At 70.1% G+C, this 20,921-nt stretch carries 20 protein-coding genes; 12 read left to right on the top strand and 8 right to left on the bottom strand.

Annotated features, from left to right (window positions below):
- Positions 1–42 precede the first annotated feature (42 nt).
- Positions 43–918 (top strand): glutathione-dependent disulfide-bond oxidoreductase, encoded by an 876-nt coding sequence (yghU, locus tag IPK71_16730; GenBank protein ID MBK8215387.1) that lies wholly within the window; start codon positions 43–45, stop codon positions 916–918.
- A 10-nt stretch (positions 919–928) separates the two neighbouring features.
- Here yghU and IPK71_16725 read toward each other — a convergent pair whose 3' ends face one another.
- From IPK71_16725 to IPK71_16715, 3 genes are all read right to left on the bottom strand, one after another.
- Complete coding sequence (locus IPK71_16725) at positions 929–1,660, bottom strand: class I SAM-dependent methyltransferase (protein MBK8215386.1); 732 nt, start codon at positions 1,658–1,660, stop codon at positions 929–931.
- A 154-nt stretch (positions 1,661–1,814) separates the two neighbouring features.
- Positions 1,815–2,534 carry an FAD-dependent oxidoreductase gene (locus IPK71_16720; GenBank protein ID MBK8215385.1) on the bottom strand — a complete coding sequence of 240 codons (720 nt, stop codon included), beginning with the start codon at positions 2,532–2,534 and terminating at the stop codon, positions 1,815–1,817.
- A gap of 78 nt (positions 2,535–2,612) precedes the next feature.
- Positions 2,613–3,233: a hypothetical protein gene (locus IPK71_16715; GenBank protein MBK8215384.1), complete on the bottom strand. Its 621-nt coding sequence runs from the start codon at positions 3,231–3,233 to the stop codon at positions 2,613–2,615.
- Between the two features lie 162 nt (positions 3,234–3,395).
- Between IPK71_16715 and IPK71_16710 the strand changes: the two genes are divergently transcribed.
- The 5 genes from IPK71_16710 (at position 3,396) to IPK71_16690 (ending at position 8,863) form a co-directional block, all read left to right on the top strand.
- Entirely contained in the window at positions 3,396–4,970 is a 1,575-nt protein-coding gene (locus IPK71_16710; GenBank protein MBK8215383.1) for a hypothetical protein, read from the top strand.
- A gap of 109 nt (positions 4,971–5,079) precedes the next feature.
- Positions 5,080–5,457 carry a hypothetical protein gene (locus tag IPK71_16705; protein MBK8215382.1) on the top strand — a complete coding sequence of 126 codons (378 nt, stop codon included), beginning with the start codon at positions 5,080–5,082 and terminating at the stop codon, positions 5,455–5,457.
- Between the two features lie 6 nt (positions 5,458–5,463).
- Positions 5,464–6,336 (top strand): cytochrome c biogenesis protein CcsA, encoded by an 873-nt coding sequence (gene ccsA, locus IPK71_16700; protein MBK8215381.1) that lies wholly within the window; start codon positions 5,464–5,466, stop codon positions 6,334–6,336.
- On the top strand, positions 6,333–7,694 hold the full coding sequence (locus tag IPK71_16695; protein MBK8215380.1) for a glutamyl-tRNA reductase: 1,362 nt from the start codon (positions 6,333–6,335) through the stop codon (positions 7,692–7,694). The genes ccsA and IPK71_16695 overlap by 4 nt, the downstream gene beginning before the upstream one ends.
- Positions 7,695–8,122: 428 nt before the next feature.
- Positions 8,123–8,863 (top strand): hypothetical protein, encoded by a 741-nt coding sequence (locus IPK71_16690; protein MBK8215379.1) that lies wholly within the window; start codon positions 8,123–8,125, stop codon positions 8,861–8,863.
- 158 nt (positions 8,864–9,021) lie between these two features.
- On the opposite strand, the gene IPK71_16685 is transcribed toward IPK71_16690, so the two are convergent.
- From IPK71_16685 to IPK71_16675, 3 genes are read right to left on the bottom strand one after another with little or no spacing between them, the layout of a single operon-like run.
- Positions 9,022–12,102, bottom strand: coding sequence for an efflux RND transporter permease subunit (locus IPK71_16685; protein ID MBK8215378.1), 3,081 nt, complete (start codon positions 12,100–12,102; stop codon positions 9,022–9,024).
- A complete protein-coding gene (locus IPK71_16680) occupies positions 12,099–13,268 on the bottom strand; it encodes an efflux RND transporter periplasmic adaptor subunit (GenBank protein MBK8215377.1) in 1,170 nt (389 codons plus the stop codon). Before IPK71_16680 ends, IPK71_16685 begins: the two co-directional genes overlap by 4 nt.
- The gene (locus IPK71_16675; protein ID MBK8215376.1) at positions 13,265–14,515 is read right to left on the bottom strand and encodes a TolC family protein; all 1,251 of its coding nucleotides are present in this window, start codon (positions 14,513–14,515) and stop codon (positions 13,265–13,267) included. Before IPK71_16675 ends, IPK71_16680 begins: the two co-directional genes overlap by 4 nt.
- 88 nt (positions 14,516–14,603) lie before the next feature.
- Here IPK71_16675 and IPK71_16670 point away from each other — a divergent pair, with 88 nt between their 5' ends.
- From IPK71_16670 to IPK71_16660, 3 genes are all read left to right on the top strand, one after another.
- Entirely contained in the window at positions 14,604–15,581 is a 978-nt protein-coding gene (locus tag IPK71_16670; GenBank protein MBK8215375.1) for a HAMP domain-containing histidine kinase, read from the top strand.
- Positions 15,578–16,171 carry a response regulator gene (locus IPK71_16665; protein ID MBK8215374.1) on the top strand — a complete coding sequence of 198 codons (594 nt, stop codon included), beginning with the start codon at positions 15,578–15,580 and terminating at the stop codon, positions 16,169–16,171. The genes IPK71_16670 and IPK71_16665 overlap by 4 nt, the downstream gene beginning before the upstream one ends.
- Positions 16,172–16,259: 88 nt before the next feature.
- Positions 16,260–16,790: a manganese efflux pump gene (locus tag IPK71_16660; GenBank protein MBK8215373.1), complete on the top strand. Its 531-nt coding sequence runs from the start codon at positions 16,260–16,262 to the stop codon at positions 16,788–16,790.
- A gap of 18 nt (positions 16,791–16,808) precedes the next feature.
- Here the strand turns inward: IPK71_16660 and corA are convergent, their stop codons facing one another.
- Entirely contained in the window at positions 16,809–17,900 is a 1,092-nt protein-coding gene (gene corA / locus IPK71_16655) for a magnesium/cobalt transporter CorA (protein ID MBK8215372.1), read from the bottom strand.
- A 6-nt stretch (positions 17,901–17,906) separates the two neighbouring features.
- On the opposite strand from corA, the gene IPK71_16650 reads away from it, so the two are divergent.
- Both IPK71_16650 and IPK71_16645 read left to right on the top strand, forming a co-directional pair.
- Complete coding sequence (locus IPK71_16650; protein ID MBK8215371.1) at positions 17,907–18,653, top strand: carbon-nitrogen hydrolase family protein; 747 nt, start codon at positions 17,907–17,909, stop codon at positions 18,651–18,653.
- 79 nt (positions 18,654–18,732) lie between these two features.
- The gene (locus IPK71_16645; GenBank protein ID MBK8215370.1) at positions 18,733–19,317 is read left to right on the top strand and encodes a hypothetical protein; all 585 of its coding nucleotides are present in this window, start codon (positions 18,733–18,735) and stop codon (positions 19,315–19,317) included.
- Between the two features lie 117 nt (positions 19,318–19,434).
- Here IPK71_16645 and IPK71_16640 read toward each other — a convergent pair whose 3' ends face one another.
- Positions 19,435–20,127 (bottom strand): hypothetical protein, encoded by a 693-nt coding sequence (locus tag IPK71_16640; protein MBK8215369.1) that lies wholly within the window; start codon positions 20,125–20,127, stop codon positions 19,435–19,437.
- A 128-nt stretch (positions 20,128–20,255) separates the two neighbouring features.
- Here IPK71_16640 and IPK71_16635 point away from each other — a divergent pair, with 128 nt between their 5' ends.
- On the top strand, positions 20,256–20,900 hold the full coding sequence (locus tag IPK71_16635) for a hypothetical protein (protein MBK8215368.1): 645 nt from the start codon (positions 20,256–20,258) through the stop codon (positions 20,898–20,900).
- Positions 20,901–20,921 lie beyond the last annotated feature (21 nt).

Below are 20,921 nucleotides of genomic sequence, written 5' to 3'. Positions count from 1 at the left end.
TCGGCCTCCCGCGCGCGAGCGCACGAACCTCGGAGGCCGGACGTGAGCGACTCGACCTACACTCCCCCACGTGTGTGGACCTGGAACAAGGACAAGAACGGCGGCACCTTCGCCAGCATCAACCGCCCCGTCGCCGGGCCGACCCACGAGCGTGAGCTGCCCGTGGGAGCGCACCCGCTCCAGCTCTATTCGCTCGGCACGCCGAACGGCGTGAAGGTGACCATCCTGCTCGAAGAGCTGCTCGCGCTCGGGCACGAGGGCGCCGAGTACGACGCGTGGCTCGTCGACATCGGCAAGGGCGATCAGTTCGGCAGCGGCTTCGTCGCGGTGAACCCGAACTCCAAGATCCCGGCGCTCGTGGATCGCACGACCGAGCCGCCCGTGCGCGTGTTCGAGTCGGGCGCGATCTTGTTCTACCTTGCCGAGAAGTTCGGGGCGCTCCTCCCGAGCTCTGGCCCCGCCCGCGCCGAGGTGCTCTCGTGGCTCTTCTGGCAGATGGGCAGCGCTCCCTACCTCGGCGGCGGGTTCGGCCATTTCTACGCCTACGCCCCGACCAAGATCGAGTACGCGATCGATCGCTTCGCCATGGAGACGAAGCGCCAGCTCGACGTGCTCGACCGCCGGCTCGCCGAGAGCGCCTACCTCGGCGGCGACGCGTACACGATCGCCGACGTCGCGGTGTTCCCCTGGTACGGGTGGCTCGCCCAGGGAAAGTTGTACAATGCAGGCGAGTTCCTCGACGTCGCCTCGTACACGAACGTCGTGCGCTGGGCCGACGGCCTCGCCGCGCGCCCCGCGGTGAAGCGTGGCTCCATGGTGAACCGCACGTTCGGCGCACCGGAGACGCAGCTCCGCGAGCGCCACGACGCCTCCGACTTCGACACGAAGACGGCCGACAAGGTCGCCCCGCCGGGCTGACGCGCGACGCTCAGAACCGAATCAGCAAGTGGACGCGGTGCGGGAAGAACGAGAGCTGCGTGTCGAGGATCTCGGCGTCGAGGCCTAGGCGGTCGATGATGCCGCGGAGCTCGCGCTCGGGGAGCTCGAGGGTGCGGAACGTGTTCCTGTATTTCATGTAGCGGATCTTCGCGAGCTGCATGAACCCGCCCACGAGGAGGCCCAGGTACTTCTCGCGCCGCGCCTCGCGGAGGCTGTCGCGGAAGTACCGGAGGGCCACGCCCGAGTCGGTCAGGATCTCGCCGATGAGCATCCGGGCACCGGGCGCGGCGACCTTCTTGGCGCTCAAGATGAGGTTCTCGACCTCGGCGACGCTCCGGTAGTACTGCACGACGTTGTTGCAGAGGATGAGCGAGAACTTCCGCGGCGCGAGAAACTCGAGGCTCGTGTAGTCGGCGCCGAGCTCGTGGTAGGTCACGTTCGGGCTGTCCTGGAAGCGCTTACGCGCCGCCGTGATGTACGCCTCCGACACCTCGGCGCAGTGCACCTCGGCGACGCGCGTTCGCAGGGCCTCGGCCGTCGCCCCAGGCCCGCTGCCCACGTCGAGCACCACGTCGTCGTCGCGGTAGCCGAGGATCGTGTGCGAGCGCTCGGCGAAGAGCTTCGCGTTTTTGTTCCAGCTCGCTTCGGTCTGGAAGTCGTGGGCCAAAGGGGCGCTCCAGAAGTCGCGCCAGCTCGAGATGGTGCTGTTCGTCGTGCTCACGTGTCGGTCCTTCCACCCCCGAAACTCGAAGGGTAACCGGCGTCCTCGGCGCGCCCGAGCCCCTTTTTTCGAGCCCGCCCGCGAGCGGGCTTCACCAAGGCAACTTCTGCAAAAGAATCGATAGCTTGCGCGAGGAAGAGCTCGCCCCCACGGCTCAGTCGTAGCGCTCGGAGTGCACCTGCTTGCGGTCGAGGCCCATGTCCTTCCGGAGGAGGTCGCGGACGGCGCTCACCATCTTCTGGAGGCCGCAGATGTACACGTTCGGTTTGCCGTGCGCGGCGAGGGCCTCGTAGAGCTCGCGCACGTGGGTCTGGACGTACCCGGTGCGGCCCACGTAGCCCTCGGGCGCGCGCGACAACGTGTACTCTGCAGTAAAGTTCGGGTGCCGCCGCGAGAGCTCGGCGAGCTCGTCCATGTAGATGCGATCCTCGGGGCGGCGCACGCCGAACACGAGCCGCATGGGAGACGTGTCGCCCTTCGCCAGCGCGTCGTGGATCATGCTGCGGAGCGGGGTGAACCCGGTGCCCGTGGCCACGAAGAGCGAGGGCCCGAGCTCCTTGCGGTAGAAAATGCCCTGCGGCCCCGTGCACGTCACGGTGTCGCCCGGGGCGAGCGCGTGGAGCTTCGTGGAGCCGGGGCCACCCTCGACCCTCGTGACGGCGAGCTCGAAGGTGCCCGTGCCGTTCGGCGCCGACGCGATGCTGTACGCGCGGCGGAGCTCGCCCGGGGTGGGCGTGAGATCCAAGTTCAGCCACTGCCCCGCGGCGAACGTGAGCGGTTTCTCGTCGGTCCGCGCGAAGGTGAGCTCGCGCACGCCGGGGCCGAGCTCGCGGTGCGAGACGAGCTTGGCCGTGAACGTTTCGATGGGCTGCATGGGCCCCTCATACCACGGACGAGAGCGTCTTCCAGGGGGACCGAGTCTCCCTCGCAACGTGCCGTAACCACGAATGAATCAGCGCTTGGGCAAGGTGTAGGCGTAGCCCGCTTTGACCCGAGAGAGCGTCGCGAGCCGGAGCTCCATCCCGAGCAGGGCGTCGAGCGTCGCGTCTCGGGTCATGCCGCGCGCGCGGGCCTCGTCGAGCACCTTCACGATGTGGGGGGTGGCGTCGTGCGGGTGGAAGAACACGCCCGACAAGAGCGCGACCACGCCCTCGGGGCTCGCGACGAGGCGCGCGTCGGCGAGGCCTCCCTCGTGGTGGAAGATGCCGGCGTTCGTGGCCACGTCGAACGCGTCGACGAAGAACGCCGCGCCCGACCAGAGGTCCTCGAAGTGGACGCGTGTGCCACGCTCGGGCGTCACCTCGAAGAGGCCGCGGTGCGCGCGAGAGAACGTGAGGGCGACGCGCCGCTCGGCCTCGGGCAGCCGCGCCGAGAGCTCCCGGGCGAGGCCCCCCGTCGTGAGGGCGAAATCCCAGAAGGCACGGGTGCGGCGCTCGTAGAACGAATCGGTCGACGAGAAGGCGCCGGTCCGCCGGAAGAACTCGGCGCGCAGCTCTCCGACGCGCACGTCGTGCTGGGGCTCTCCCGCGAGGGCGAGCAAGCTCTCGTAGACGACGAAGGGGGAGACGGTCACGCGTCGCGAGTCTCTCAGAGGTCGAGGAAGATCGGGAGCGTTTCCGCGTATCTCGACGAACGGCCCCCCCTCCTCTGCCCCGAAGGCATGGCTCCCCTCCCGGGGGGACGCACCTTCCGGGGCTCGACACCTCGAAGAATCCACCCGAAGATTGCGCCCCCTATGAAGCTCGCCTCGTCTCCCCGCCTCTCCCTCGCCTTCGCTCTCTCGCTCACCTCCGCGGTCGCCGTGTCCGCGTGCGGAGGCACCCCGGCGATGCCCGGCGGCGCCGGAAAGCTCGCCGACAAGACGTTCGCCGGGCAGAACCGCTGCAACCCGAAGAGCCACGACCGCCCGTTCATCATCGAGTGGGACGCGACCGATCAGTCGAGCTTCCAGAGCTACGCGGCGAGCGACGTGGTCGTCGTGAAGTACGAGGGCTGCGAGATGAAGGTCCTCGACGGCTGCCGCGAGGACAACGCCAAGGGGAAGAACGGGACCTACAACCCCGTGCAGTGGACGAGCGGCGGCGTCGAGACGATCGACATCCACGACGAGGGCGAGCTCTACGCGAAGCTCCCGCTCGGCGCGGCGACCTTGAACGGCAAGGTGCAGAGCGGCGAGAAGCTGCACATGGAATATTACGTGAGTGGTACACGCACCGCCACGCGCGACGCCCTCTACCGCGCGGACCTCGACAAGAACCCCAAGTGCGCCGGCGCCACGCACTTCGTCTACGCGTACAACCTCGGGGCGTTCGCGATCGCGGCGCAGTCGAACCTGAAGGGCGAGGTCCACGGCTCGTACCTCGGCTTCGGCGCGGGGGGCAGCAAGGCGAACGAGACGAAGACCGAGAAGAAGGGCGGCGAGCTCGGGGCGTGCAAAGGCGAGTCGGCCAAGGAGGTCGAGTCGTGCAAGGTTCCGGTGCGCCTCACGCTGCGCGAGATCACGGCGGGCAGCGACCCTGCGAGCGCCGGGCTCAAGGGCGAGCAGAGCGACAAGTCGCTCAACGCGACGGGCCTCTTGAAGGCCGAGACCGACGCGCAGAAGAAGGGCCTCGCCCTCTACGAGAGCGCGCAGCAGAAGATGGAGAGCGGAGACGGCAAGGGGTGCCTCCAGGACCTCGACCTCCACGACCAGCTCGATCCGCGGCCCGGCGGGCTGTCGACGCTCGGCTCGAGCATCGTGCCCGCCATGACCCGCGCGAAATGCCTCATGCTCACCGGGCAGTGCGGCCCCGGGCGCGACCTCATCCGAAAGGCGTGGGAAGCGCGTGATCCTTCGAGCACGGCGGAGCACACAGACGGCATCGTGACGGCCGAGCTCACGAAGTACTGCCGCGGCGGCGGAGACGACAAAACCAAGTATGCCGCGGCGCGAGGGGTGTTGACGATGGGCGGCAACGGGGTGAAGCGCCACACCGTGGCCGAGTGCCAGGGCGCGTTCGACACGATGATGGCGCTCCGCACGAAGATCACCAAAGCGGACGACGCCAGCGTTCCGGACAAGCCCCTCGTCGCGTTTGGCATGCTCGGCCCGGCGTGCTTCGCAAAAGCGGGCGACTGCGGCGCGGCCTACAAAGCCTTCAAGGCCCTCAACGACGCCAAAGCTCCGGGTGAGGAGCGCCGAACGCCGGGCCGACGAGGCAACCCCGACCGGGTGACCCACGGGCCCAGCCCTGACGGCTTCAAGTACTACACCGAAGAGGAGACCCGGAAGGGCTTCGAGACTCTCATCGAGGACTGCAAGGGCAAATAGGCCGGGGAAACCGCGTCCTCGCGGGCGGGGGCGGATCTTGGTAGGCTACGCGGAGCAGCGCGCTCATCCAGAGGGCGCCCTCGCGCGTACGTCTCCCGGATCGGCATCCATGCACAACCGCATCTTCTTTCCGCAGCAAGCGCTCGACGAATGGATCGTCGACGGCCGCATCGAGCTCGCCTCGGGTGAGCTCACCGTCATGTCGGAGAAGCGCGTCTACCGCGTGGCCGAGGCGGTGCGCGTGGTCGCCGAGGTGACGGGCTCCGAGGACGCGAACGAGCTCGTGGGAAAGGTAAAGAGCCTTGCCTATCTGCAAGAGCTCGGGGCCGAGATCCTCGAGAGCTCGATGCTCATCGGCGACAACGCCTACGACGTGGTACCCGGGTTCACGGCCATCCCCGCCGTCCCGTACGAGGACCACGCACGGAGCGCGGGGCAGGCCGCGGGCAGCGATCTCGAGCTGCTCCGCGCGCTCGCGGGGGGCTGAGGCGCCATGAGCCCGCACCTGGCCGACGTGCTCTTCGCGGCAGCCGCGCTCGACTACCTCGTCGCCACGGTCCTCTTCGTTCGTTATCTGCTCGCGAAGGAGCCGAACGAAAAAGAGGAGCTCTTCGCCGCGCGCCTCGTCGCGCTCGGGGCGTTCTTCCACGCGTCGCACATCGTCGCGGCGTCCCTCGTGTGGAGGGTGTGCCCGGTCGCCGGGGTGCACTTCCCGATCAGCGTGGCCACGATGCTCATGGCCGTGGGGTACGCGGCGTTTCGTAAGCGTTGGAAGCTCGAGGTGCTGGGCGCATTCGTGGCGCCGCTCGCGCTCACGGCGCACCTTACGCTGCGCTTCTCGGGCACCGGCCCCCTCGACCCGACGCCCCGCTTCCGATCGGCGATGCTGCCCCTCCACGTCACCATGAACGTGCTCGGGATCGCGCTCTTCAGCCTGGCGTTCGCGGCGGCCGCGCTCTTCTTGGTGCAAGAGCGCTTGCTCAAACAAAAGAAGACGACGGGCCTCTTTCGGAGGCTCCCCCCGCTCGATGCGCTCGACCGCGCCGAGCACAGGTTCCTGCTCGCGGGCTTCCCGCTGCTCACCTTGGGCATCGTCACGGGGACCGTGTTCGTGCGCCACGTCGACGGGGTGACCCTCGCCGACGTCGCGCGCACCGGCTTCGGGTACGCCACGTGGCTCTTGGCAGCGGGCGTGCTCTTCCTCCGCGCCTCGGCCGGGTGGCGCGGCAGGCGGGCCGCCTACGGCACGATCGCGGGGTTCGGCTTCGCGCTGCTGGTTCTTGCACTTTACACGTTTCGCGCGAGCCCCCCCAAGCCCGAGGTGCTGCGCGCGGTGACGACGAGCGCCGAGAGGGCCCCCGCGTGAGCGCCGACAAGCCGCAGAAGCCGCCCCCGAGCGACGGCATCGTGGTCGTGGGGCTCTCGCACAAGACGGCCCCGGTCGACGTGCGCGAGAAGTTCGCCGTGGCCGATGGCGCCATGCCGGCCCTGCTCGCTCGCCTCTCGGGAAAACCCGAGATCTCCGAGGCGCTCTTCTTGTCCACGTGCAACCGCGTCGAGATCTTCGCGAGGGCCGAGGGGGGCCGCCACGAGGACGCGCTGCGCGCCGTGCGGGACGTCCTCCGCGAGCACGCCCACGTCAGCTCGAGCGACGAGATCGTGCCCTACCTCTACGAGCGCGAGGGAGAGGACGCCGTCCGCCACATCTTCCGCGTCACGGCGAGCCTCGACAGCATGGTCCTCGGCGAGCCGCAGATCCTCGGCCAAGTGAAAGAGGCGTACGACGTGGCCACCTCGTCGGGGGCGCTCGGGAACCTGCTCGGCCGCTGTGTCACGCGCGCCTTCTCCGTGGCGAAGCGCGTTCGCACCGAGACGGCCCTCGGCGCCGGCACGGTCAGCATCTCGAGCGTCGCCGTCGACCTCGCCAAATCCATCTTCGGGGATCTCTCGGGCCACACCGTGCTGCTCGTGGGCGCGGGCGAGATGGCCGAGGCCGCCGCGAAGAGCCTCGGGAAGGGCGCGCGCTCGATCCGCGTGTGCAACCGGAGCTTCGAGCGCGCCGCGGCCCTCGCGCAGACCTTCGGCGGCACGGCGGCGCCCCTCGATCAGCTCGAAGAAGAGATGGTGCTCTCGGACATCGTGGTCGTGAGCACGGCGAGCCGCACCTACGTCATCACGAAAGACCTCGTGAAGCGCGTCATGAAGCGGCGGCGCGGGCGCACGCTCTTCATCGTCGACATCTCGGTGCCGCGCAACGTCGACCCGGCAGCTCACGAGGACGTCGACAACTGCTTCGTCTACAACGTCGACGACCTCGAGCAGACGGTGGCGGAGGGGCTCCGCGCCCGCAAGAGCGAGGCCGCGGCCGCCGAGGCGATCGTGGCGAGCGAGCTCGAGGACTGGAAGACCTGGGTGCGAGGCCTCGACGTCCAGCCGACCATCGTCGGGCTCCGCGCCAAGACACGCGCGGTGCTGCACGGCGAGCTCGAGCGGAGCCTCGCGGGGAAGCTCCGGCACCTCGGCCAAGACGACCAGAAGGCCCTCGCGCAGATGATGGACGCGGCGCTCAACAAGCTCCTCCACGGGCCCACGACGCGCCTCAAGGGAGACGGCGGTGGGGATCTCGTGCGCGCAGCGCGGGCGCTCTTCGACCTGCCGGGCCCCGCGGAGAACGAAGCTGACGAGCCCCGCCCCGAGGGCGGCGAGCCCCGCGTCGAGCACTAACAGCCGTGGATTTTCTCCCGTCGGCCGCTCGCCGGCGCATCCCGACCGCGTTCGTTGCGGTCCCGCGGTGCGTCCCTCGTCGGGGACTTCCAAGGGTCGTGCTCACCCACAAAAGTAGGATTCGCGGGAGCGGCTGAAGGGACGGAGCCTCGGGTCGCCAAGAGGCGCGCAGGCGTGAAGGCCGACGACGGACCCGTGCCGCGAAATGGTGCCCGTTCGGGTACGCACGACGGCCTCGCGGGCGGCGGAGGTCGTAGTCGAATTGGCGGAGACACGGGTTCGCGTGCCGAGCGGTGGTCCTGGAGGTCGTTTCGAGCCTTGCAGGGAGGCCGGTGATGATCCCCTCTCGCACGCGCGTCGCAAGTTCTGGGAGGCTGCACTCTGCAAGCATCTGCTCGGCGCCGACTCCAGCCACACCGGCGAGGCGCGTGCCATGTTGGGCCAAGGTTGCGGTTATCTGTGCGCTGGAGATCGGCGAAAGTCGTACGCGTCCGCGCCATCTACGAGGCACAAAATCTGCTTCGCGAGTCGGCATGACCGATCTTTTTCGCCTCAGCCCCCGCTTCGCCCTTCTCCTCGCGCTCGTTGCATGTTCGGGCCCGATCGATCGAGATGACTTCACGACCAACACCTGCCAGGGCGGCACGATCCTCTCGGGCGTTCGTCCAGCGCAAGCCGGCACCTACATTGTGGCCGTTGGCTTCTCGAAGGCCTACGGAGTGTTTGGTGAGAAGTGTGCGTCCGCACCCGACCTCGCAGCGTGCGAAGCCAACGTGGCCAGCGCCACGCCTTCCAACTCATGGGACACGACCGTATCGGGCGGCGCGAGCTCCACACCGAGCCGCGGCTACTTCGTGATCGAGCGTGCGGGTGTGGTTTCTACCTTGGGGACGGTTGCCGAAGTGGCAGCCGCGCTTGGCCCGATAGACACCCCCGCCGAAGCCGTGCTCCTGGCTTCCCTCGCCTACCGAGAGGCGAGCGCCTCTTGTTCCGAGAACCACGCGGTCGCCATCGATGGCGGCTACGACGTGCTCCTCTCGGCTCGACGCGCGTGCAACGACGGCGCGACGGAGCTGCGTGTTCACGTTCAGGCGAACGGCGCGATGGCGCTGGTAGACGAGTACCGAAAGGAGCCCGAGAACCTGTGCATGACGGCGGGGACGCCCTAGCTAACGCGGCTCTGCGCCGCTTCTTTCCCAAGACGCGGCGGAATCCGCGCCCTCAGGCGCACTGGCCCACCATCTTGTCTAGTCCGAATAGTCCACTGGACGTGGTCGTGGTCTAGAGCGCCAACGTCGGTCGGCTCTTGTGCCGGCCAATCGGGCGCCTATGCGTCAGCGATGGCGCCATCCGATGTCCGCCTGCGCGCGAGGGCGGCGTAGGCCGCCGGGAGCACGCCTAGCGTGACACACGTGGCCGTCACGAGCCCGAACGTGACGACCGTGGCGAGCGGCCTCTGCACCTCGGCCCCGGTCCCCGTGGCCAGCGCCATCGGCAAGAACCCGAGCGACGCGACGACCGCCGTCGTGAGCACGGGGCGGAGGCGCTCCTCGACGCCGAGCCGCGCCGCCTCGCGTGCCGAGTGCCCTTCCCTCTCGAGGCGACGCACCGCACCGAGCAAGACGACCCCGTTCATGGTGGCGACGCCGAAGAGCGCGATGAAGCCCACGGCCGCCGAGATGGAGAACGGCATTCCCCGCAACGCGAGCCCGACGATGCCTCCGCTCGCGGCCGCGGGCACGTTCGCGAACACGAGCACCGACGGGAGCGCCTCGCGGAACGCGAGCCACAACAGGGCGAAGATGGCGACGAGGGTGAGGGGCACGACGACGGCCAAGCGCTTCTCGGCGCGGACGAGGTTCTCGTACTGCCCTGCGAGCTCCACGTAGTACCCCGGCGGGCGCTCGATGGCCGAGAGCTTCTTCTGGATGTCTCCCACGAACGACGCGAGGTCTCTCCCGCGCACGTTGGCCTCGACGAGCACACGACGACGCGCACCCTCGCGGCTAAGCTGCGCGGGGCCCTCCTCGGTGCGCACGTGGGCGAGCTCGCCGAGGGGCACCACACGCTTGCCGGAGACCGGGACGGGGACGTCGAGGAACGCCGCGACGTTCGGCGGCGGGGGACCATCGAGGCGGACCACGACGTCGAACCGCTTCTCTCCCTCGACGAGCACACCGGCCTGCCGCCCCGCGCGCATGGCCTCGAGCATGACGCGGACGTCGTCGGCCTTGGCGCCGTGCCGGGAGAGGCCTTCGCTGTCGGGGCGGGCCGAGATCATCTCGAGCCCGGTCGTGGCCTCGACCCGCACGTCCGCGGCGCCCGGTACGGACTCGATCGCCGAGGCGATGGCGTTCGCGAGGCGCGTGAGCTCCCCGATGTCCTCGCCGAACACCTTGACGCCGACGTCGGCCTTGATTCCCCCCAAGAGCTCCTGGGAGCGCATCTCGATGGGCTGGGTGAAGTTGAAGAGCGTGCCGGGCTGAGCCTCGCGGAGCGCGTCTTCCATGGCGGTGACGAGGCCCTCGCGCGTGCGCGCCGTCTTCCACTCGGCCGGCGGCTTCAAGATGACGAACACGTCGCTCTGCTCGATGCCCATGATGTCGGTCGCGACGTCGGGGCTGCCGCTCCGGGACACGACGCGGACGACCTCGGGGAATTTCACGAGGGCCTTCTCGACGGCCGACGTGCCCGCGATCGACTCACGCAGCGAGATGCTCGCGGGCCGCGTGAGCTGCACGACGAGATCGCCCTCCTCGAGGCGCGGTACGAACTCGGCGCCGCGCCCGACCGACGCGGTGAGCCCGAGGGCGAGCATCGCTACGAAGACGCCCGCCGCGGCCCAGGGCCTCGCGAGCAGCCACGACGACACCGGGAGGAGCGCGCGCTTGGCGAGCCGCACGACGACGCCGTCCTCGGTGTGGGCCTTCGTGACGAGCACCGAGGCGAGCACCGGGACCCAGGTGAACGTGAGCACGAACGCCGTGGCGAGGGCGAAGAGCACAGTGAGCGCCATGGGCCGGAACATCTTGCCCTCCACGCCCTCGAGGAGGAGCACGGGCACGTACACGATCCCGATGATGACCACGCCGAACGCGAGCGAGCCCCCGACCTCGCGCCCCTCGCGGACGAGCGCGTCTTTGGCGGAGATCGAGCGGAGCGCCATGGCCGCGAGCATGCCCTCGACCACGACGACCGCGCCGTCGACCACGAGCCCGAAATCGACCGCCCCGAGGCTCATGAGGTTCCCGGTAGCCCCGATGGCGCGCATCCCGAAGAACGCCCCCAGCATGGCGAGCGGGATGGTCGTCGCGACCACGAGCGCGGAGCGGACGTCCCCGAAGAAGGCGAAGAGCACGACGACGACGACGAGCCCGCCTTCGACGAGCGAGCGCCCCACGGTCGCGAGCACACGGTCGACGAGGTGCGTGCGCACGTAGAAGGGGCGGATCACGACGCCCTTCGGGAGGCGCTCGCCGAGCTCGCGGAGCCGCGCCTCGACCAAAGGTACGATAGTGTGTGCGTTTCCCCCCGCCACCATCTGCGCCATGGCGTTGAGTGTCTCGCCGCGGCCATCACTCGTGGCGGCAGACGCGCGAAAACCCTCCCCGTCGCGCACGGTGGCCACGTCGCGCACGAGCACCGAGGTGCCCGAGCCGCGCGCCGCGACGACCTGACGCCCCACCTCGTCGACCGAGCGGAACTGGCCATCGAAGCGGACGAGCACTTGATCTTGGCCGCGATCGAGGGCGCCACCTCCGCCGCTCTGCCCCGCCGACAAGAGCGCCTCTTCGACGTCGTGCTGAGTGACCCCGTGAGCCTGCATGTCGGCCGGGCGGAGGCGCACCTCGATCTGACGTGCGCCGGCGCCCCACGCGTTCACCTCGACCACGCCGGGCACCTGACGGAGCGCGCGCGCGATCTCCCAGTCGAACACGGTGCGGAGCTCGCGAGGCTCGTGCCCGGGCCACTCGATCGTGAAATGGACGACCTCGCCGAGCCCCGTCGTGAGCGGGCCGAGATCGGGGCGATTCGCCGAGGGTGGGATGGCCTCGCGGGCCGCAGGGAGGCGCTGCGACACGAGGGAGCGTGCGTACGCGAGGTCCGTGTCGTCGGTGAAGACGATGGTCACGGCCGACACGCTCGTGCGCGACGTGGACCGCACCTGGGTGACCCCCGGGAGCCCCGCCATGGCGAGCTCGACGGGCCGCGTGACGAGCTGCTCCACCTCGAGCGGCGCGAGCCCGGGCGCGTTCGTGAGGACCTGCACCTGCACGTTGGTGATGTCCGGAACGGCGTCGACCGGGAGGTCCACGTAGGCGCGGATCCCGAGCACCACCAGCACGGCCACCGCGAACGCGACGAGGAGCCTGTGCGCGAGCGAGAACGCGACGACTCTCTCGATCATTCGTGGAGCTCCGCGCGGAGCATCTCGCTCTTGACGAGGCTCGCCCCGACGACGACCACACGCTCCCCCTCCGCGAGCCCCTCCTCGACCTCCGCGCGCTCGTCGGCCCCGGCCTTCGCGCGGACGGGCCGAAACACGACAGGGCCCTTCGGGGCCGTTTGGACGAAGACCCCCGACATGCCCTTCACGTCGACGAGCGCGTCCCGGGGCACGAGCACCGCGTCGAGCCCCGGCCCGGCCGAGGCCGAGCCGTCCGCGGGCTCGACCCGGACGAAGGCGCCGACGACGAGCCACGTACAGCCCTCGTCGACCTCGACGCGCGTCGCCCGGGTGCGGGTCTCCCTATCGACCTCGCCCACGTCGGCACGCACGGTGCCGAAGCACCCTTCCCCTACCTCGGCGAGCGCCGCTCGCGGGCGCACACGAGCGCGCGCGCCGTTCAGGAGCCTCACGGTGCTCCCCTCGGGCACCCGCGCGACGACGAGCCGAGGCGCACGCCGCACGATCTCGAAGAGCGCGGACTCGGGGCTCGTCGACGCGCCGACGATGCCCTGACGTTTCGAAACGACGCCGTCGATGGGGCTCCGCACCGCCACCCGCCCGGAGCCCCCGACTCCGCCGAGCGAGCGCAAGAGCCCGGACGCGGCTTGTTTCTCCGCGCGGGCAAGGGTCGCCTCGGCCACGGCTTCGTCGAGCGCGTTCTGGCTCGTGGCGCCCTCGAGCATCAACGCCTTCTGGCGCGCCTCTTTGCGCTCGGCGAGGGCGAGCTTCGCGTCGGCGCGCACGACCTCGGCCGAAACCCGCGCGGCCTCCGGAGAGTCGACCCAGGCGAGCACGTCCCCGGCCTTCACCTGAGCACCTATGTCCACGGAAAGACTCACGATTCGTCCCTGCACGAGCACCCCGGCCTCGGCCCTCCCGGCCGGGTCGGCAACTGCCTCTCCGGGCACCTGCCGGGCGCCGAGCACCTTGCCCTTCGTGGCCGCGGCGACGACCACGCGCCCCTCGTCGAAGAGGACCTGGGCGAGGCTCACCTCAAGCGCGCCACCCTTCGAGGGCGCGGGCTGGGCCGGGGCCGGCGGTGCGGCGTCCTTGGGCGTGTCGCGCGTGCAGCCGAGGGCGAAGACCAAGAGCGACGCGACGAGGCGATTCGTGCCGGAGCTCATCGGGCCTCCGAGGCGAGCTTGCCCGTGACGTGGAGGTAGCGGAGATCGGCGCGCACGACCTCGGCGCTCGCGCGGACCGCGGCCTCCTCGGCCGTGAGTAGACGCTGCCGCGCGACGACGGAGGGACCGATGTCCGTCGTGCCGGCCGAGACCTCGACGAGCGACTGCCGCAAGGCCTCACGGAGCGGTGGGAGGACCTCGCGCTCGAATTTGTCCCGCACCTCGCGCGTGTGGTCCATCTCGTGGAGCACGAGGGAGAGGCGGGCATCGAGCTCGGCTCTCACGCGCCCCTTCTCGGCGTTCGCGGCCAGCGCGTCGGCCTCGGCCCGCGACCTGTCGAACGCCGCGGGATCGACGAACGGGAGCGGCACCATGACCGACCCGAGCGCGATGGTGGAGCCGTCTCCCTCGCGGGCGAACATGCCACCGACCGAGAGCTGCGGGCCCTCCGTCGCGTGGGTGAGCGCCACCTGAGCCCGGGCGCGGGCCTCGCTCGCCGCCGCGAGCCGGACCCCCGGGCTGTCGCTCACGGTGGCGCCGCTCGGCGCGTGGGCCTTCGCGTAGACGGCGGGGAGCTCCCGCGCGAGCTCTCCCGCCGGGGACACGTCCTCGCCGGGCGCGAGCGACGACGCCACACGCAGCTCGACGAGCGCGTCGACCAGGAGCCCCTCCCCGTCGAGGACGGACGTCGCCGCATAGGCGCGCTCCCCCTCCGCGAGCGCGATCTCGGACGGGCGCCCGACTCCTGCGCCGACCCTCCTCCGCGCGAGGGTGACGAGCTCCTCGGCGCGCCCGAGCGTGGCCTTTCGGATTTCGAGGATGCGCGTGGCCTCCATCGCGCGCGACCACGCGAGCCCGGCGCGCAGGGCGGCGTCCCCGCGCGCTCGCTCGACGTCCTCGGCGGTCACACGGGCCGAGGCCTCGGCCACCCCGCGCCTCGAGCCCGACACGTCGCGGAGCATGATGGGCACGTAGGCGCCCACCTGGAGGTCGAGCGTGGTGCCCGCGCCGAAGCGAGGCCCCGCCGAGACCGTGAGCGTGGGAGGGGACACCAAGAGCGCACGCGAGGCGTCGCGGGCACGCTCGTTCGCGGCGCGCGGCGCGAGGGCCACGGCGACCCCCGGGCCCTTCGCGGCGCCGGCCACGAGCGCGTCGTGGAGCGACATGCGGAGACCCTCCCCGGAGGCGAGACGCGGGACGAGCGCGCCCACGAGGGCTACGGCAACGAAGGGGAGCGTTCGGGCCACGCCCAACCGTTACGCGAGGCGCGGATCCGCAGCATCCGACAAATGCCGGATCATCGGCCTGTCTCGCCCGTGGTGTAGTCTCGCCACGATGTCGAACGCCTTGGTCCCGCGCGCGAAAGGAGGAGCCCGCCGCCCCTTCCCGCTCGGCGTGTACGTCGCGATGGGGCTCGGCCTCGGGCTCGCCTACGCGGCCGCCAACACGGCCTTCGACATCCTCGATCGCAAGACCCCGCTCGTGGCCACGCTCGCGGCCGTGCACGCCTTCGTCGACCGCGGGGTGCCGCTCCTCGCCGGCGCCCTGCTCGGTGTGACTCTTCACTACTTTCGCCTACGTACCGAGCTCGCGCGCGAGGCCGAGGTCCGCGCCGAAGCGCTGGGCCGCAGGCTCGAGCACACCGAGCGCGACCAGGCCGTGTGGCTCGTCGCCACGGCCACGTTGCACGAGGTGAAGAACCCGCTCCACGCCTTGGGCCTCTTGCTCGACGAGGTGACCCTGCTGGAAGAAGGCGGCGAGGCCCCGGAGGGCTCCCCCTCGCGTCCCGAGCTGCTCGAGAAGGCCCGCGCCCACATGAAGCGTATCGACACGTCGATAGGCTCCCTCCGCGACGTCGCAGGTCACCTCACCCCCAAGCTCCAAGACGTCGACCTCTACCGGATCGTCGACGACGTGGCGCGGGACGCCGAGGTCGTGGCGCGCGGCGGGCGCATCGAGCTCGAGGTGCCGAGCGACGTGCGCGCAAAGGGCGACCACGCGTGGGTGCGCATCATCGTGGAGAACCTCGTGCAGAACGGCCTCGAGGCCGCCCTCGAGAGTGTCTCCCCGCGCGTGCGCGTCACGGCCGAGCGGCAGGGCGATCGTGCGGTGGTGCGTGTGCTCGACAACGGCAAAGGCTTCGACGCCCACGACCGAGCGGCGCTCTTCGAGCCTCTGTCGACCCGAAAAACGGGCGGGATGGGCCTCGGGCTCTCGGTGTCGCGTGCGCTCGCGCGGGCCATGCAAGGCGACGTGGTCCTCACCGAAGCCGAGGGGTTCACCACGTGCGTCGAGCTGAGGCTCCCTCGATGAAGCGGGTCGTGCTGCTCGTGGAGGACGAGCTGGACGCACGCGAGGCGCTCGCGCGGTCCTTGCGCCGCTCGGGGTACACGTGCCTCGAGGCGGCCTCGGTCGACGAAGCGCTCGCGGCGGTGCACGACGAGGCCGTGCTCGACGCCGCCGTGGTCGACGTGCGCCTCGGCCCCAAGGGCCCGCCGGGGATCGAGCTCGTCGCGCCTCTCCGCGCGCGGTTCCGGGGCCTCGTCGTCGTGGTGATCACGGCCTTCGCGGACCTCGCGCTCGTCAAGAAGGCCCTCAACGACGGCGCCGCGTACCTGCTCGAGAAGCCCTTCGGCGCGAAGGACCTCACCCTCGCCCTCGAGAGAGCCCTCCACGACGCCGAGGACACGGGGCACCTCGTCGACAAGGTGCTCCGCCGCGCCGAGCTCACCGAGAAAGAGGCCGAGGTCGCGAGGCTCGTCTTGAAGGGCCTGCCGAGCTCCGAGGTCGGTGAGGTGCTAGGGATCTCGGACAAAACCGTGCGCCAGCACCTCTCGTCGGTGTACACGAAGTGCGGAGTGTCGAGCCGCGCAGAGCTCTTCCACCACGTGTTCCCCTCATGATCTTCCCGCCTCGTCGAAGCGCAGCCGTGGGGCTCGGGTGACCGCCCTCGACGTCACCACGGTCGTGGCGCTCGCGTTCGGCTTGGCCATGGACGCGACGGCGGTCTCGGCAGCCAAGGGGGTCGCCGTGCCGAAGGTGCTGCCCTCTCACGTCGCCAAGGTGGCCCTCTGGTTCGGGGGCTCCCACACCCTCGTCCCTCTGCTCGGGTACCTCGTCGGCGCGCGCATCGGCCCCCACGTCGAGGCCTGGACGCACTGGATCTCAGGGGTCCTCCTCGCCGGCATCGGCGCGAAGATGGTCCACGAGGCCCGCTCCGAGGGCGACGACGACGACCCCCGCTCCCGTGGAAAAGACCCTTTCGACGCGACGGTCATGGCGACCCTCGCCGTGGCCACCAGCATCGACACCTTCGCGGCGGGCATCACGCTCCCCATGTGGAAGGCTCCGCTCGGCGTGTCCCTCGCGTCGATCGGCCTGATGGCCGCCACGATGAGCACCGTCGGACTGTTCGCCGGGAGGCGGCTCGGGGTGCTCTTCGGCAAGCGCCTCGAGGTCGTGGGCGGGCTCGTGCTCGTGCTCCTCGGCGTCAAGGTGGTCGCCGAGCACTACCTCGGCTGAACGAGAGCCATTCGGCCCTCAAATCCAGCGTTTGTAGCGGAACCATCCCAACATCGAGATGGGGACGAGCAGGCACGAGCCGAGCATCGTGAACATGAGCGAGTGCGAGTGCTGCCAGCCCGGGACACCTGGCATATCCTCGAAATTCTGCCCGAAGAAGCCCACCACGAACGAGAGCGGCAGGAACAAGGCGCTCATGATGGTGAGGTATTTCATGATCTCGTTCGTGCGGTTCGAGACCGACGAGAGGTACGCGTCCATGGCGCTCCCGAGCAGATCGCGGTTCGCGTCGATCGACTCGGAGATGCGCACGAGGTGGTCGTACACGTCTCGGAAGTAGGCGACGTTGCTCGGGGCCACGTGCTCCTCGTCGAGCTTCGCCATGGCGAGCATGACGTCGCGCTGCGGCGAGAGCACCCGGCGCATGATCGACAGCTCGTGCTTCAGGTGAAAGATGCGGGCGAGGTGCTCACGGGCAGGTGTCCAGAGCACGGCCTCTTCGAGGTGCTCGAGCTCCTCGGCCACCTTGTCGAGGATGGGGAACGTGTCGTCGACCATCTTGTCGACGACGATGTAGTGGAGAAACTCGGGACCGCGGGAGAAGAGCTGGGGCTTGCTCTGGAGCCGCCGTTGGGCGGCCTCGATGGCCGGGAGCGGCTCCTGATGCACCGTCACCAGGTAGCGCGGGCCGAGGAACGCGTGGAGCTCGAGCGGCTCGAGGGTCTCGATCTTCTCGCTCTTGCAGACGAAGCCATGGGTCACCACGAAGAGGACGTGACCGAACTCCTCGAGCTTCGGGCGCTGGTCGAGATGAAGGCAGTCCTCGATCGCGAGCGGGTGGAAGTCGAAGCGGGATCGGAGGAGCTCGAGTGAGTCGGCCGTCTGGCCTTCGAGGTCGATCCAACGGACCGTGCCCTCCGGCGGGGGAGAGGCGAGCGCCATCGCGTCCTCGCCCTCACGGAACGTCACCTTGCCGTCGGCCCCACACTCGATGACACGGAACATGGCCGGGTAAGATACCCGGAGCGAGGCCGGGCTGTCTCCCGACGTGATCGAGGGTACCCTCGTGGTGCGCGTCGCGGCGTCGGCCCCGAGCCTGGCGTCGCCCATCCCCTCGTGACACCGCCCCCCACGCCCCCACACCTGCGCGTCCACGCCGTCGAGCTCCCCGCGAGGTTCGGGGACGTCGAAGCCACGCTCGAGCACGTGGGTCGGCTCGCGCGCGCCCTTGGACCGGATCTGGTGGTGCTGCCCGAGCTCTCGCTCACGGGCTACGTCTCTCCACGCGGAGACGCCGATCTCTCGCGCTTCGCCGAGCCCTTGAGTGGCCCCACGATCGTGGCCGCACGTCGGATCGCGCGCGAGACCGGGGCGGCCCTCGCCGTGCCGCTCGTGCTCGACGAGGGTCACGCGCTCTTCAACGCCACGGTGCTCGTCGGGGCGGAGGGCGAGGTGCGCGCCGTCTACCGAAAGCGGCACCCGTGGTTCCCCGAGCGCTGGGCCACGCCCGGGAGGGAGCCTCACCCGGTCGTCGAGCTCGCCGGCGTGCGCCTCACCTTCGCGACCTGCTACGACGTCCACTTCGTCGCCGAGGAGGGCAAAGAGGCGCTCGAACGCGCGGACGTGCTCGTCTTCCCGAGCGCGTGGGTCGACGACGAAGGCACCCGCATCCCGCTGCTCCAGGGGATCGCGCGCACGTTCCGTGTGGGTGTGGTGAACGCCAACTGGGGCCCCGGCGAGCCTCGGCTCCCGGGCCAGGGAGACTCGGTGATCCTCGACGCCTCGGGCCGCGTCCTGGCGCGGGTGAACGAGCGTGGCGGCGTCGCGAGCGCGAGCCTCGAGGCGCGAACCGAGACACGTTGAGCGCCAAGGAGCGCCGGCATCCCCCACGTCGACGTGGCCGTGTATCCTTCTCTCGAGGAGGTACGCGACAATGGGTGCCATGGATTGGCTTCGGGGCGTGATGGGTCCGTCGGCGTTCGGACCGCAAGGAGGAGCCCCCGGCATGCCGGGAGCGGGTGGGCTCGGGCCCGGGCTCGGCCCAATGGCTGCACCGCTCGCGGCCGCCGCGTTCGGAGCGATGGGAGGGGCGGGACAGAGCCCGGGTATGGGACCTCCTACGGGCGGGCAGGCCCCATTCGGTCAAGGCCCCATCGGCAGCCCGTTCGGCGCGGCGCCGTTCGCGGGTGCTCCCATCGGCGGAGCGGGCGGCGCGGCAGGCTATCCCCTCCCCGGGGACGCGTTCGCCCAGGGAATGTCGGGACCTCAGGGCTACGCGCCGCCGTCTCCGCCGTCTCCGTACGCAGGCATGCCAGGCGCGGAGGCCCTTGGCCCCGACCGCGCCGCACTCGAAGCACGTGTCGCCGAGCTCTCCCACGACGTCGAGTCCCTCGCGCTCTTCGCCCGCACGCTCCTCACGGTCATGGTCGAGCGAAACGTGCTGACCACCGAACAGTTCGCCGAGGCGAAGAACCGCATCGACATGCTCGACGGCCGCCTCGACGACAAGGTGGCGAAGGGCCTCTGACGCTGCTCTCGCCCGTGCGCACCCCGTGCCCGTGCGCACCCCGTGCCCGTGCCCGGCGTCAGCGGTCCGCCGAAGCACAGCCGGTGGTGCTCCGAAGCACAGCCGGTGGTGCTCGTCTCAGAAGCCGGCCTTCGCGAGCGCGGCGGCGAGCTCGGGCGACGGGTGTACGTCGGGCTTCTGCGCCTGTTTGCGGAGATTCTTGATCGTGTGGATGGGCCAATCCTTCTGGAAGGCGTTGGCGATGAACGTGGGGATCGAGCCCTTCGGGTCGGCGTGGATCTCGGTCGTCACCAGGGTGCGCTTGCCGCCCTCGATGCCGGTGAGCACGAACGAGCTCTTGTAGATCTCGCCGCGCACGAACGAGGTCTGTGGCGCGGCCGGATCCGTGACGGAGCGGATGTGAACGGTGAACCGCTTCACCGTCGGGTCGAGCTCGCCGCGCGCGTCGGTCACGAAATCTCGATCGGTGAGGCCTGGCGGCGTCTTGATGTGCGTGTAGACGATTTGCTCGAGCGGAGACACCTTGCGGAGCACACGCGACTCGACCGTGGCGTCCATCCACTCGGTGGCGCGAGGGGTGTCGGTCACCGCCGCGATCACCTGCGAGAGCGGAGCGTCGACCGTGCCGACGCCTTTGAACGCGATGACGGAGCTGCCCGGGACCTCTTGGCGAAAGACGACGATGCCCGAGTCTTCCGTCATGCGCTCCCACGTGGGCGCGGCCTTGTGCTCGTCGGCCGAGCCCGAGCGAGGGAGGAGCACCGGGGTGAGGCCGAGGGTGACTGCGAGGAGGACGCCGATCTTGCGCATGGGGCACGACCGTAGCGCGTTTTTCTGCGGCGTCGACCCATCGGGCGCACGAACGCCGACCGTGTCGCTTCGCCCGGTCGGAGACAGTTCCGCTTGCGCCTCGGCGAAAGCTCTGAGAAACCCGGCACATGCGCCTCGCGACTGCTCCTTTCGTCTCTCTCGTCGTCCTCTCGTGCCTCGTCGGCTGCGGCGAGACGAAACCGGCCGAAGCCCCCACCCCGGGCGCCGCTTCGGCTCCGTCGGCCCAGGCGCCCAAAGGCCCCGCAGCCGCCGACGACGGCAAGGCCGAGAAGGCCGCGGCGCTCGACGCCATCACGGCGGGAGAGGCCAAGTCGGGCACGTGCACGCCCGAGCACCAAGCCGCGCTCGAGAAGCTCCGCGGGGAGCTCGACGCGGCCATGCCCAAGAAGGCCGGTGACGACGGCAAGGTGCTCGCGCTGAAGCCCATCTTCAACCGCATCGTCGCGCTCGGGCCATCGGGCAAGTCGGTCGAGGTCACGCTCCAGGGGAGCCTCGCGCAGGCCCAATTTCTCGCCTTCTCGGCGAAAGACATCTCCATCGACGTGCTCGTCGGCAAGGCCGCGGCGAGCACCATGCGGTCTCCGTTCCAGCGCACCGCGCTCGCGAAGCCCGCGTCGATCGAGCTCCCCAAGGCGGGCACCGTCGAGCTCCAGACCGACAGCCGTCAAGTGGAGCTCGAGAAGGGCCAACCCATCCAAGTGAAGATGACCGGCGAGGGCTGCGCGCTCGTCGTGGGTTACATGCTGCCCTGACGCCCTCGTCGGAGGGCCGCG

Source organism: Myxococcales bacterium, from assembly GCA_016712525.1.
Classification (GTDB): Bacteria; Myxococcota_A; Polyangia; order Polyangiales; family Polyangiaceae; genus JAAFHV01.
This window is presented reverse-complemented; position numbering and strand designations above follow the sequence as displayed.